We start from the raw sequence: 11,529 nt of genomic DNA, 5'->3' as shown, positions 1-11,529 counted from the left end.
CGTCCCAGTCAATCCCTCCCGCGGCCTCCTCGGCTGCCTGGATACGAGACAGCAGCATCTGCCACGTCCCATCAGCCGACCAGCGACGATGCCGCTTGTAGACCGTCTCCCACGGCCCGAACCTCTCCGGCAGATCCCGCCACTGCACGCCGGTCGGCATCCGCCGGACGGGCCCCAGTGGTGTGTCGGACGACCGCCCGGCATCCCGGCGTGGGGGCTCTCCTTTCGGCGAACAGACTCCGTCGCCTCGTGGCCCGTGGCGTAGTCCTTTGCCGCCGCCGGCATCCCGGGCCCGTCCGGGATATTGACGTGTCAGCGCCAATCGTGGCTTGATGAACGCTATGCAGTATGGGAGCGCTCCCATGCACCCGCTTGCGCCCCTCTTCGGGAAGGACACCCCGTGTGCAGCAGACGCCACCCCCTCCTCGCCACTTTCCTGGCCGCCCTGTTCGTCTTAGTCGCCGGTTTCGGCCTTGCCGGCGCCCCGCCCGCTGCGGCCGCCGCCACGGCGCCGGTACGGATCATGCCTCTCGGTGACTCCATCACCGGCTCCCCGGGCTGCTGGCGCTCCCTCCTCTGGGACCAACTGCAGAACGCCGGTTACACCGACATCAACTTCGTCGGCACACTGAACGCCCAGAGCTGCGCCCTCACGCACGACGCCGACAACGAAGGCCACGGCGGCTTCCTGGCCACCGCCACCGCCGACCAGAACCTGCTGCCCGGATGGCTGGCGGCGACCGCGCCGGACATCGTTGTCATGCACTTCGGCACCAACGACGTCTGGAGCAGCATCGCGCCGGACGCCATTCTTGCCGCGTACACCAAGCTGGTTGGCCAGATGCGGGCCGCCAACCCGGCGATGAAGGTGCTGGTCGCCCAGCTCATCCCGATCAATCCGAGCAGCTGCGCCGAGTGCGCCCCTCGTACGGTCGCATTCAACCAGCGCATTCCGGCCTGGGCCCAGGGCATCACCACCGTGCAGTCGCCGGTAGCCGTCGTCGACCAGTGGACGGGCTTCGACACGGCCACCGACACCTACGACGGCGTCCACCCCAACGCCTCCGGCGACGCCAAGATGGCGGCCCGTTGGTACCCGGCGCTGTCGGCCCTGCTCTCCCCAAGGGACCCCGGGGAGCCGGGCGAACCCGGGAGCGGTGGCTGCTCGGCAGCCTTCCGGGCGGTGTCGGCGTGGCAGGGCGGCTACCAGGGTGAGGTGACGGTCACCAACACCTCGTCCACGGCGGCGATCTCTTCCTGGGCGGTGTCCCTCGCACTCCCGGCGGGCAGCCGACTCACCCAGGTCTGGAACGGCGCCTTGACCGGGACGACGGTGCGCGACGCCGGGTGGAACGGCACGCTGACGCCGGGGGCGAGCACCACGTTCGGCTTCGTCGCGAGTACGTCGGGTGCGGCGGGCACGCCCTCGGTGACGGCCCCGTGTTCGGCGTCCTGATGCCCTGCACCCGGTAGCAGGCCGGATGGTCGTATGCCCTGCCGTCCGATTGGGCGGCAGGGCGTCCGGCTGTGCAGCTCCTGTACGGCGCACGTGAGGGGAATGTCCCGCATCCCGGGCAACCCTGGCGGCCGGCTGCGGCACTTCCGCGTCTTTCACGGCCGCGTTCGATCGAGACCGACGGCGCGAGCGGCTACCGGGAAGGAGGGATGACGAATCTCGTCCTCACCCATCCGGGCCGGAAGACACGCAGGCTCCTTCGGGCCGGCCTCTTCTTCGGCGAGGACGACGGCCGCTACATCCTCGTCGCCTCCGGCTCGGCCATCACGCACACCCACCCTCAGCGCTACCTCAATCTGACAGCGAACCGAATCCGGAGGTATGCCTGCAGATCAGGGCCGAGCGGTTCACTGCCCGCGCCCGCACGGCCCAGGACCGGAAAGGGAGCGGCTGGGCGCTGATGACCACTCTCGCTCCGTGTACCACCGCTACGAGGCCCGGAGCCGCCGGACCATCCCGGTGGCGGTTCTCGAACGCACCCTCGCAGCTGCCTGACCGGACCCGGTTCAGCACATCTGAGGTCGGCAGGCCTCGTGCTCAGCAGCCCTGCCCGGCCCCGGACTTCGCGTCCCAGGACGTCGGCGTGGGGGGACGGACCTCTTGTCGGGCCGCGCGTCCGCCACCGCTCGCCGACGCCACGCATCCGCGGCCTCCGGGACAGGCACAGGAGGACTACCAGTCTGAACGGATCAACGACGCACATATCCGGTTGATCCGCAGGACCTGAACATTCCTCGGGGCTGCGATCACGACCTCGCACGCGCGGGGCCGGCACGTGCTGGCCCGTACGACCGAACCACCGCCCATGAGCGCACGCCCACTACTCCAGTTGCAGATCCCGCTCTTGAGCTGTCGGCCGCTCCTTTTGCGCCCGTCCGGTCGTGGGGCTGAGGCAGACTGGTGCACCCTTACGAAAGGTGCGCAGGTGTCAACGGATCGGCAGCCGATGGACCTTGAGGCGTACGTGGAGCGGGCCCGGAGCGGCCCGTGCTTCGTCTGTGCGTTCCTGGCCGGGAACCCGGACTACCCGCATGCGACGGTTTTCGAGGATGCCGATCACGTGGCGTTCCTGGACAGGTGGCCCACCGTGCCGGGCAAGGTCCTGGTCGCGCCGAAGGCGCACGTCCAGCACGTCGTGCGCGACCTGGACGAGGCGGCCTACGGTCGACTCATGCTGTTCGTCCGGGAGATGGCCCTTGCTGTCGAGGCGGTCTGCGGACCGGAGCGCACCTACCTGTACTCGCTCGGCAGCCAGCAGGGCAATGCACATCTGCATTGGCACATCGCCGCCCTGCCGCCCGGTGTTCCCTACCCTGAGCAGCAGTTCCACGCGCTGATGACGGAGAACGGCGTCCTGACACTGCCGCCGGAGCAGGCGGCCTCGATGGCCGCACGTCTGTGTGAGGCGGTCATCGCCCGAGGCGTGCTCAAACCGGGATGACCGGCGACGTCCGGCGGTTTCCGCTTGGCCGTACATCCTGAACGGTCTGGCTGGTCGGGACCGTTCGGCACGTGGATGCGAGGGGCTCCAATGTAAGAGACGGTCGCGGAAGGCCGCCAGGCGTTCGCCGCTCACAGGGCGTCAGGATCCGGGTCAGCCGCAGGCGTCTCTCAGATGGAGACGACCGCGCCTTCGCGTATCCAGCCCCGTCCGTCCGCTGCCGCATCGGTGGTGACCAGGACGTAGCCGTACTCGTTGTAGGACGCGCCCTCGCAGGTCGACGCGCCAACGATGTCACCGGCGTACTTGGTCTTGACGACGACGCTGTTCGGGCTCGGGTTCTCGTACACCCCGGCGGTCGGCCACACGACCTTGTACTGGCAGCCGGCCAAGGCCGCGGCGCCGGCGTCGGGGGCGGTGACGAGTGCTCCGGCGAAGCTGAGCGCGGTGGCCAGGGCGGCGGTGGCGAGACGGGTCATGCGCATGATCGGTGGCGCTCCTCGGGAGGCGGAGATGTGTCAGGCACATGATGACAGGTCAGGTGGGGTGACGGCGCTCACGGGACACAACAGTCCGGGATGCGGGAACACCGGGGGCGATTCGGCGCGCCGCATGACGCGTCAGCGCGGGGGACACGCAGTGGCCAGGGCGATCATGCGGTGCATGACTGCCGTCGGAATCGCCGTGTTCCGGGCAGCGTCCTCGGCGCTTTGCTCATCGAGCAGCAGGGAGACCAGGACGTCCGGCGGCAGGACGGGGCTGCGCCAGGCGGACCGGCGGACATCGGGGTCGTCATCACCCGTCAGCACGACAGCGGATTCGGGCGACAGCCGGAGGTCTCCGGCGGCGCTGCCGCGTACCTGGGCGTCGGGATCACGGCTGAACCGTTCGGCGAGGGCGGCGGACGACGCGGGATCGTCGAGCGCCAGCAGGCGGAAGCGGGGGTCCGGGTCCTCGGCGAAGCGGAGCAGGCCGTGCCGGGGGAAGTTGGGGTGGTTGCGGGGGCGCCCGGGAAAGGAGAAGCTGCCGGGCCACCAGCTCCACACCTCCAGGAGCAGGTCCGCAGGGGCGTCCTCGCAGGACTCGGTGAGGAAGAGGCGCACGATCCGGTCCTCGTCGTGGGCGAGGACATCCACGACGTCCGGTGGAAGGTGAGGGGCGCGGGCCACGCTCCGGCGGATCCGAAGGTTCGGCGACACGACGAGCCGGCGCATCGCGTCGGCGTCGGAGTGGAGGGCGGCGACCCACCACAGTGCGTACGTGCGGTCATCGGCGGTGATGTCGGGAACAGCTGCCGCCATCGCCGCGATCTCCGCCGGACTCGAAGGCGGCCGGGACGCGGGGTCCGGCGCCTGCTCGATACCGACGCGAGCTCCGGGCGCCTGTTCCGCTGCCAGCTCCGCAAGAGCATCGCGGAGTGCGGAACCGGCAGTGGCGGCGAGGAGCCGGCTCCACTGCGCCGGTGAGAGCCTCCCCGATTCGGCTGCCGAGATCCGGATGTTCCGTGCAGGGTGGACGGCGGCCGCGTCCAGGACACCGGCCGGGAGGTCGTCGCGGTACAGGAAGTACACGGAGGGGGTCTTCCCCGTGTCGAACAGGCCGACCAGAACCTCCGCAGGCGCGGCCCGGTTGGAGCCCAGACCGCGCAACCATGCCTGGGCTGTGTGCTCGGAGGGCCGGGAGCCCTCGGACAGTGCGGCCCACGGACCCCCGTCGGCATCTTTCTCGGTCATCCGCTGATTGAACCGGTGCGGAGATGCAGGATCAAGGCGTCACCCGGGTGCGGGGCTCACACGGCGAGGCCGGACCTTTCACCGGACCGCGACCGGCCCGGGAGCAGCGGAGCCGCGGCCAGGACGAGCGGATGTGCCTCCGATCGAGTCACACGGGCTCACCCACAGGGGGAGTTGTCAGTGGCGGGTGCGATCCTGCCTGTATGGACGAGATCATGCGGCGTCGGGTGTACGGCGCCGATCACGACGACCCCGACCCGGGGCCCCGGCCTGGGCGTGTCTACCGGGAGCTGGTGGGCGGACCGCTCGACGGGCTGCTGCTGGACGTCACCGGCTGGACGAAGGTCGCCCTCGCGGACGGCTCCGCCCTGATCACCGAGATCGGCGCCTACGGGGCCGGTGGCAGGGCTGAGTACGGACCCCGGGCGGAGGACCCGAACAAGTGGGACTGGCGGGGTGACACGCCCTAGCATCCTGGGATGGCCCGCAGCGAGAAGACGTCCCGCCGCCTCGTCGTCGACGGCACCACCTTCCTCTGGTCGGTGGGCCACCACCACGAGAGGAACGACGGCGGCCTCCATGACTGCCGCGAGACCCTCGCCGTCTATCCGCCGGACGGCCGGGGGCGACTGGAGATCGTCTTCCGGGCGGGGCCGGGCCGGCTGGTGCCCGACGGGCTGCTGCACTCCGGCGCGGTGGGAACGGGGGGCGCCTACCTCAACCTGCACGAGCCGGGCACTGTCCGTGCGCTGCTCGACGAGGCGATAGCCGGCCACGGCTGGTGCGCCGACGACGGCGTGCTGCGGAGGGTCGACGGCTGGGCCCTTTTCGACGCGGTGTCCGCCCGCCGGCCGGACGCGGTGTCCGCCCGCCGGCCCGACTCCGCCGAGGATCCGGAGCGGGGACCCACTGGCCGGCCGTACTGACCTGCGGCAACCTGCGGCCCCGGGCCGCTTCACGGTGCGGTCTGTGTCGCCGGCCGTTTCACCGTGCGGTCTGCGACCTCGACCGTTTCACTACGCGGTCTGCGACCTCGGCCGTTCACCGCACGGTCTGCGACTCGGGCCCCTTCACCGTGCGTCCCTCGGACGTCAGCGGCCCCGGTCCGAAGACTGCTGCGGTACGACCACCAGGAACGCGTCCTGTTCCAGATCCATCACGACCTCCGCCGCGACGCCCTCACCGCGGCGGGCCGCGGCGAACTCCTCCGCCGGCCAACTGCCCCGCGGGCCCCCGGCGGGAAACTGCTCAAGTACGGTGCGACGCACGGACCGCCCCCTGTCGTTCGTTCTGCTGTCCGCTCCAACGACGTTTCCGCCGTCGCCGTTACGGCCGGATGCCGCCGGGCCGGGCGCCGTCCCCGTAGCGCAAGACGCCGGCCGGCCCGCCCTGCGCTGTTGCGTTCCTGCAACGTCATCGCCACAGTCGTGTTTTCGCGGCAGGGTGTTGCGGGCAAGCCACAGGGGGCTACGGAAGAGGGGGAACCGTGATCGTCTGGATCAACGGTGCGTTCGGCGCGGGCAAGACCAGCGCCGCGCGTGAACTGATCGATCTGATCCCGAACAGCACCTTCTACGACCCGGAACTGACCGGCACAGGGCTGGGATCCCTGCTGCCCCAGAAGAAGTTCGCCGAGGTGACCGACTTCCAGGACCTGCCTATCTGGCGGCGTCTCGTGGTCGACACCGCGGCAGCCCTGCTGGCCGAGGTCGGCGGGGTACTGGTGGTGCCGATGACACTGCTGCGACAGGAGTATCGCGACGAGATATTCGGAGGGCTCGCCTCCAGGCGCATCGCCGTGCGCCATGTACTGCTCTCACCAGAGGAAACGATCCTGCGTCAACGGATCGCCCACCGGGCCGAGTTCCCCGACGGCCCCGGGACGGTCGACGGCCCCGGGAGGGTCGACGGCCCCGGGACAGTCGACGGGACCGGGAGGGTCGACGGGACCGGGCAGTGGGCGTACGACCGTATCGAGCCCTACCGTTCGGCACTCGGCTGGATCACCCGGGACGCGCACACCATCGACAACAGCGCGCTCACCCCCCGCGAGACGGCCGAGCGCATCGCCGAGGCCGTGCGCACCGGGGCGGCCCCGGCCTGCGAGATCGTCCAGACACCCGACCCCACGGCGGAAACCGTCGCGGCCGGCGTGCTGCTCTTCGACGAGCACGACCGTGTGCTGCTCGTCGACCCCACGTACAAGCCCGGCTGGGAGTTCCCCGGCGGGGTGGTGGAGGCGGGTGAGGCACCGGCGCAGGCCGGGATCAGGGAGGTGGCCGAGGAAATAGGGATCCACCTCGAACGGGTGCCCGGACTCCTCGTCATCGACTGGGAGGCGCCCGAGCCGCCCGGATACGGAGGGCTGCGGCTGCTCTTCGACGGAGGGACGCTGCCGGATGCGGTCGCCGAAGCGCTGGTGCTGCCCGGTTCCGAACTGCGCGGCTGGCGGTTCGTCACCGAGGAGGAGGCCGCCACCATGCTGCCGCCCACCAGATACGCAAGGCTGCGCTGGGCGCTGCGCGCCCGCGAGCGCTCAGCCGTGCTCAACCTGGAGGCCGGAGTCCCGGTCGGCTGAGGCGTGCATGACCGAGACCGCGTCGGTGGTGAGGGGATCGCCGTGGCCGAAGCAGACCGTGGCCGCCTCCAGTGCGGCCAGCCGCCGGAAGGAGGCCGCGGCCTGCTCGCGGTCGATGTTGATCACGCCCAGCATCACGCCCCCCGCCTCGGCGACACAGTCACCCGTGAACAGCACCCCGTGGCGGGGGAGATGGACACCGATGGCTCCCGGGGTGTGGCCGGGGGAGTGGACCACCCGTGCCCCACCGCCGAAGGGCAGCACCGTGCCGTCGGACAGTTCGGTGTCGACCCGGGTCGGTGGAGCCGCGGGCAGGGTCAGCCCGTTCTCGTGGAGCGGGCGTTCCCAGTCGAGCAGGACGGGATCGCCGATCTCCTCCTCGCCGCGGATCACCGGCGCGTCGAGCCGGTGCGCGAGGATCTCGGCGCCGTGACGGTCGGCGAGTTCCTGGGCCGCGCCGTAGTGGTCGCGATGGCCGTGGGTGATCACGATCCGGGCGATGCGGGCGGGGTCGTGACCGAGTTCGCGCACCGCGTCCTCGATGGCCGGCCCCGCGTTCAGGTCGCCCGCGTCGATCAGGGTCAGCTCCGCCCCGTCGCGCCAGAGGTACGCCTGGCCGATCGGGAACCGGAACATGTGCAGCTGGGGAAGCACCTCGACAACATCCATGCCCCGAACGTACGCAGGAGCAGGCGCCCTTCGCGTGGATCTACGCTCTGGGCGAGCTTCGCTCAGCGCGTAGCGACCGGAGCCGACCGGAGCCGACCGGAGCCGACCGGAGCCGACCGGAGCTGGCCGGAGCCAGCCGGAACGGGGCCCGCCCGCTCCGGCCGCGGTTGTGCTTCAGGCCTTTTTGGAGGCGGCGTAGTTCTGCAGGAACAGCGCCTCGGCGACGGAGAGCCGCTCCAGCTCCTCGGGGGACACGCTCTCGTTCACCGCGTGGATCTGCGCCTCGGGCTCGCTGAGTCCGATGAGCAGGATCTCCGCCTCCGGGTACAGCTCGGACAGCGCGTTGCAGAGCGGGATCGAGCCGCCCATGCCCGAGGACTGCATCTCCTGGCCCGGGTACGCGATCCGCATGGCGTCCGCCATCGCGGTGTACGCCGGGCTCGTGATGTCGGCGCGGAACGGCTGTCCCTGGCCGACCTGTTCGACCGAGACCCGCGCGCCCCAGGGGGCGTGCGCCCGCAGGTGGGCGGTCAGCAGCTTCGTCGCCTCGCCAGCGTCCTCGCCCGGCGGCACCCGCAGGCTGATCTGCGCCCGTGCGCTCGCCTGCACCGAGGGCGTCGCGCCGACGACCGCGGGGCAGTCGATCCCGATGACGGTGACGGCGGGCCGCGCCCAGATCCGGTCGGCGACCGTACCCGTGCTGATCAGTCCGACCCCGTCGAGGACCTTGGCGTCCTTGCGGAACTCCTCCTCCGGGTACTGCAGACCGTCCCACTTCGTGTCCGTCGTGAGGCCGTCGACGGTCGTCGTGCCGTCCTCGGCGCGCAGCGACGCGAGCAGCTGGATCATCGCGGCCAGGGCGTCGGGCGCGGCGCCGCCGAACTGGCCGGAGTGCAGGTTGCCTTCGAGCGTGTCGAGCTGCACCCGCAGCATCGTCATCCCGCGCAGCGTCGAGGTGACGGTCGGCAGACCGACCCGGAAGTTTCCGGTGTCGCCGATCACCACGGTGTCCGCGGCGAGCAGCTCCGGGTGCGCCTGCGCGTACTGCTCCAGGCCTCCGGTGCCCTGCTCCTCCGAGCCCTCCGCGATCACCTTGACCGAGACCGGGACCCCGCCGTTCGCCTTGAGGGCGCGCAGCGCGAGGAGGTGCATGATGAAGCCGCCCTTGCAGTCGGCCGAGCCCCGGCCGAACCAGCGGCCGTCACGCTCCGTCAGCTCGAACGGAGGGGAGAGCCAGGCGGACTCGTCGAGCGGCGGCTGCACGTCGTAGTGCGCGTAGAGCAGCACGGTGGGTGCGCCGGCCGGGCCGGGCAGGAAGCCGTAGACGGACTGGGTGCCGTCCGGGGTGTCGAGCAGGGCGACATCCTGGAATCCCTCGGCGCGCAGCGCGTCGGCGACCCACGCGGCGGCCGCCTCGCACTCGCTCTTCGGGAACACCGCGGGATCCGCCACCGACTGGAAGGCCACCAGCTCGGTCAGCTCCGCCTTGGCGCGGGGCATCAGTGAGGCGACGGTCTCGGAAATCGGATGGGCGGTCATGGGCACGCTCCTCGTGGGTGCGACGTTATGTGTACGTATTCCGGGTACAGGAACGCCAGGAGTGCGGCGTTGCAGGTACGACGGAGGCTCGGCCGATCCTCCCACAGCAGGTCCCGGCCGCAACGCGCCGTAGGATGCCGGAAGCAGCTTGGGCCACTGGTCGGATCGGGAGCAGAAGCACATCGTGAGCAGCGAGAACGCAGACGCCGGACATGAGCACGAAGAGTCGTCCGTGTGGGACGTCGTCGTAGTCGGCGCCGGACCGGCGGGAGCCTCCGCGGCATACGCGGCGGCGGTCGCCGGCCGTCGGGTACTGCTTCTGGAGAAGGCGGAACTGCCCCGTTACAAGACGTGTGGCGGCGGCATCATCGGGTATTCGCGCGATTCGTTGCCGCCCGGTTTCGAACTGCCCCTGCGGGACCGGATCCACGCGGTCACGTTCTCGCTGAACGGCAGGCTGGCACGCACCCGCCGCTCCAGGCGCATGCTCTTCGGCCTCATCAACCGCCCGGAGTTCGACGCGGGCCTGGTCGAGGAGGCGCAGAAGGCGGGTGCCGAACTCCGTACCGGGGCGACGGTCTCCCGGGTCGAGCAGCACGGTGCCGCCGTGCCCGACCGGCGCACGGTCGCGGTCGTGCTGTCCGGCGGCGAGACCGTCCTGGCCCGTGCGGTCGTGGGCGCGGACGGCAGCGCCGGGCGGATAGGAGCGCATGTCGGGGTGAAGCTCGACCAGGTGGATCTCGGTCTGGAGGCCGAGATCCCCGTGCCGGAGACGGTCGCGGAGGACTGGGCGGGCCGGGTCCTGATCGACTGGGGCCCCATGCCGGGGAGTTACGGCTGGGTCTTCCCCAAGGGGGACACCCTGACGGTCGGGGTGATCTCGGCTCGCGGTGACGGCGGCGGCACCAAGCGGTATCTGGAGGACTTCATCGCACGGCTCGGCCTGGCCGGCTTCGAGCCCAAGATCTCCTCCGGTCATCTGACGCGCTGCCGCAGCGACGACTCGCCGCTCTCGCGCGGCCGGGTGCTCGTGTGCGGGGACGCGGCCGGTCTGCTGGAGCCGTGGACCCGCGAGGGCATCTCGTTCGCCCTGCGTTCGGGGCGCCTCGCCGGTGAGTGGGCGGTGCGGGTGGCGGAGTCGCACGACGCGGTGGACGCCCGCCGCCAGGCGCTCAACTACGCGTTCGCCATCAAGGCCGGGCTCGGCGTCGAGATGAGTGTGGGACGGCGCATGCTGAAGCTCTTCGAGCGGCGTCCGGGCATGCTGCACGCGGTGCTGACGGGCTTCCGTCCCGCATGGAACGCGTTCGCGGGTATCACCCGGGGCACGACCTCGCTGGCCGAACTGGTCCGGTCGCACCCGCTGGCGCAGCGGGCGCTGTCGGCGATGGACCGTTAGGGACTGCCGCGACCAGCGGCACATCAGAGGTCCGGCCGGATCGGGAAGGTACGGCGATCCGGCCCCCGGGTCGGCTCCCGAGGGTGATCCGGCCCCCGGGTCGGCTCCCGAGGGTGATCCGGCCCCGGGTCAGCTCTTGACGGTGATCCGGAAAACGGGGTGGTCGGGGCAGGCCGCCAGCAGTTCGGCGTCCGTGGACTTGGCCGTGATGCCTTTGAAGTACTGATTGACCTCCCAGCCCCAGCGCTCCAGATAGGCGCGGACGACGATCACCTTGTGCTCGTCGTCCGCGATCTCCACGGCCGTGAAGGCGCGGGTCCTGCGGCCCACCCGCAGCTCACCGCCGCCGGCTGCCCGCATGTTGCGCACCCACTGGGAGTGTCCCCGTGCGGAGACGAGGTACTGCACGCCTTCGTAGGTGTGGAGGTTCACGGGGATGCGCTGCAGCTGCCCGCTCTTGCGGCCCCGCACCGATAGCTCCTGCGAGCCGAGCAGGCTGACCCCGTGCCGCGCCAGCCAGCCGATGACGCCGTTCATCCGGATGGCGAACGGGCTGCCCTGAAGGTAGTACGGCTGCGACATGGGGACCCCTACAGTTTGAGAGAGCGGTGCTCTCGCTTGAGATCAGTGTGCACGGGACCAGCGCTCAAAAGC

General features: G+C 70.8%; 13 protein-coding genes and 1 pseudogene. 7 read left to right on the top strand and 7 right to left on the bottom strand.

The genetic code is table 11. The annotated features are described in order from the left end of the window. Positions 1-175, bottom strand: a pseudogene (locus ACIOEW_RS20220) (transposase); the annotation flags it as partial. A 225-nt stretch (positions 176-400) separates the two neighbouring features. Between ACIOEW_RS20220 and ACIOEW_RS20215 the strand changes: the two are divergent. The 3 genes from ACIOEW_RS20215 (at position 401) to ACIOEW_RS20205 (ending at position 2,957) form a co-directional block, all read left to right on the top strand. After that, positions 401-1,456: a cellulose binding domain-containing protein gene (locus ACIOEW_RS20215; RefSeq protein WP_401964956.1), complete on the top strand. Its 1,056-nt coding sequence runs from the start codon at positions 401-403 to the stop codon at positions 1,454-1,456. Positions 1,457-1,665: 209 nt separating this feature from the next. Beyond that, on the top strand, positions 1,666-1,917 hold the full coding sequence (locus tag ACIOEW_RS20210; RefSeq protein ID WP_401964955.1) for a nitroreductase/quinone reductase family protein: 252 nt from the start codon (positions 1,666-1,668) through the stop codon (positions 1,915-1,917). Between the two features lie 524 nt (positions 1,918-2,441). Continuing rightward, positions 2,442-2,957, top strand: a complete 516-nt coding sequence (locus ACIOEW_RS20205) for an HIT family protein (protein WP_401964954.1) — start codon at positions 2,442-2,444, stop codon at positions 2,955-2,957. A 170-nt stretch (positions 2,958-3,127) separates the two neighbouring features. Here ACIOEW_RS20205 and ACIOEW_RS20200 read toward each other — a convergent pair whose 3' ends face one another. Together ACIOEW_RS20200 and ACIOEW_RS20195 are read right to left on the bottom strand one after the other, a co-directional pair. Further along, complete coding sequence (locus ACIOEW_RS20200; protein WP_362556154.1) at positions 3,128-3,442, bottom strand: glycosyltransferase; 315 nt, start codon at positions 3,440-3,442, stop codon at positions 3,128-3,130. Between the two features lie 135 nt (positions 3,443-3,577). Next, positions 3,578-4,690 (bottom strand): hypothetical protein, encoded by a 1,113-nt coding sequence (locus ACIOEW_RS20195; RefSeq protein ID WP_401964953.1) that lies wholly within the window; start codon positions 4,688-4,690, stop codon positions 3,578-3,580. A 203-nt stretch (positions 4,691-4,893) separates the two neighbouring features. On the opposite strand from ACIOEW_RS20195, the gene ACIOEW_RS20190 reads away from it, so the two are divergent. Continuing rightward, positions 4,894-5,160: a hypothetical protein gene (locus ACIOEW_RS20190; RefSeq protein WP_362556150.1), complete on the top strand. Its 267-nt coding sequence runs from the start codon at positions 4,894-4,896 to the stop codon at positions 5,158-5,160. Positions 5,161-5,169: 9 nt separating this feature from the next. Further along, the gene (locus ACIOEW_RS20185) at positions 5,170-5,616 is read left to right on the top strand and encodes a hypothetical protein (RefSeq protein WP_401964952.1); all 447 of its coding nucleotides are present in this window, start codon (positions 5,170-5,172) and stop codon (positions 5,614-5,616) included. Between the two features lie 165 nt (positions 5,617-5,781). On the opposite strand, the gene ACIOEW_RS20180 is transcribed toward ACIOEW_RS20185, so the two are convergent. Next, a complete protein-coding gene (locus ACIOEW_RS20180; RefSeq protein WP_187284892.1) occupies positions 5,782-5,958 on the bottom strand; it encodes a hypothetical protein in 177 nt (58 codons plus the stop codon). A gap of 218 nt (positions 5,959-6,176) precedes the next feature. Between ACIOEW_RS20180 and ACIOEW_RS20175 the strand changes: the two genes are divergently transcribed. Further along, positions 6,177-7,268, top strand: a complete 1,092-nt coding sequence (locus ACIOEW_RS20175) for an NUDIX domain-containing protein (RefSeq protein ID WP_401964950.1) — start codon at positions 6,177-6,179, stop codon at positions 7,266-7,268. Here ACIOEW_RS20175 and ACIOEW_RS20170 read toward each other — a convergent pair. Together ACIOEW_RS20170 and ACIOEW_RS20165 are read right to left on the bottom strand one after the other, a co-directional pair. Continuing rightward, on the bottom strand, positions 7,227-7,937 hold the full coding sequence (locus ACIOEW_RS20170) for an MBL fold metallo-hydrolase (protein ID WP_362556144.1): 711 nt from the start codon (positions 7,935-7,937) through the stop codon (positions 7,227-7,229). The genes ACIOEW_RS20175 and ACIOEW_RS20170 overlap by 42 nt on opposite strands. A 174-nt stretch (positions 7,938-8,111) precedes the next feature. Further along, entirely contained in the window at positions 8,112-9,476 is a 1,365-nt protein-coding gene (locus ACIOEW_RS20165) for a dipeptidase (RefSeq protein ID WP_401964949.1), read from the bottom strand. Between the two features lie 184 nt (positions 9,477-9,660). Between ACIOEW_RS20165 and ACIOEW_RS20160 the strand changes: the two genes are divergently transcribed. Then, entirely contained in the window at positions 9,661-10,875 is a 1,215-nt protein-coding gene (locus ACIOEW_RS20160; protein WP_351001266.1) for a geranylgeranyl reductase family protein, read from the top strand. Between the two features lie 129 nt (positions 10,876-11,004). On the opposite strand, the gene ACIOEW_RS20155 is transcribed toward ACIOEW_RS20160, so the two are convergent. Further along, positions 11,005-11,457: a nitroreductase family deazaflavin-dependent oxidoreductase gene (locus ACIOEW_RS20155; RefSeq protein WP_401964948.1), complete on the bottom strand. Its 453-nt coding sequence runs from the start codon at positions 11,455-11,457 to the stop codon at positions 11,005-11,007. Positions 11,458-11,529: the final 72 nt, after the last annotated feature.

The sequence above is a fragment of the Streptomyces sp. NPDC087901 genome, assembly GCF_044742205.1.
In the GTDB taxonomy this organism is placed as follows: domain Bacteria; phylum Actinomycetota; class Actinomycetes; order Streptomycetales; family Streptomycetaceae; genus Streptomyces.
The sequence above is the reverse complement of the archived record's forward strand: the minus strand, read 5'-3'. Positions and strand labels throughout refer to the sequence as shown.

Coding starts and splice junctions, on each gene's coding strand:
- ACIOEW_RS20210 (WP_401964955.1), top strand. CDS start 1,666: ATGACGAATCTCGTCCTCACCCATCCGGGCCGGAAGACACGCAGGCTC.
- ACIOEW_RS20200 (WP_362556154.1), bottom strand. CDS start 3,442: ATGCGCATGACCCGTCTCGCCACCGCCGCCCTGGCCACCGCGCTCAGC.
- ACIOEW_RS20195 (WP_401964953.1), bottom strand. CDS start 4,690: ATGACCGAGAAAGATGCCGACGGGGGTCCGTGGGCCGCACTGTCCGAG.
- ACIOEW_RS20190 (WP_362556150.1), top strand. CDS start 4,894: ATGGACGAGATCATGCGGCGTCGGGTGTACGGCGCCGATCACGACGAC.
- ACIOEW_RS20185 (WP_401964952.1), top strand. CDS start 5,170: ATGGCCCGCAGCGAGAAGACGTCCCGCCGCCTCGTCGTCGACGGCACC.
- ACIOEW_RS20170 (WP_362556144.1), bottom strand. CDS start 7,937: ATGGATGTTGTCGAGGTGCTTCCCCAGCTGCACATGTTCCGGTTCCCG.
- ACIOEW_RS20165 (WP_401964949.1), bottom strand. CDS start 9,476: ATGACCGCCCATCCGATTTCCGAGACCGTCGCCTCACTGATGCCCCGC.
- ACIOEW_RS20155 (WP_401964948.1), bottom strand. CDS start 11,457: ATGTCGCAGCCGTACTACCTTCAGGGCAGCCCGTTCGCCATCCGGATG.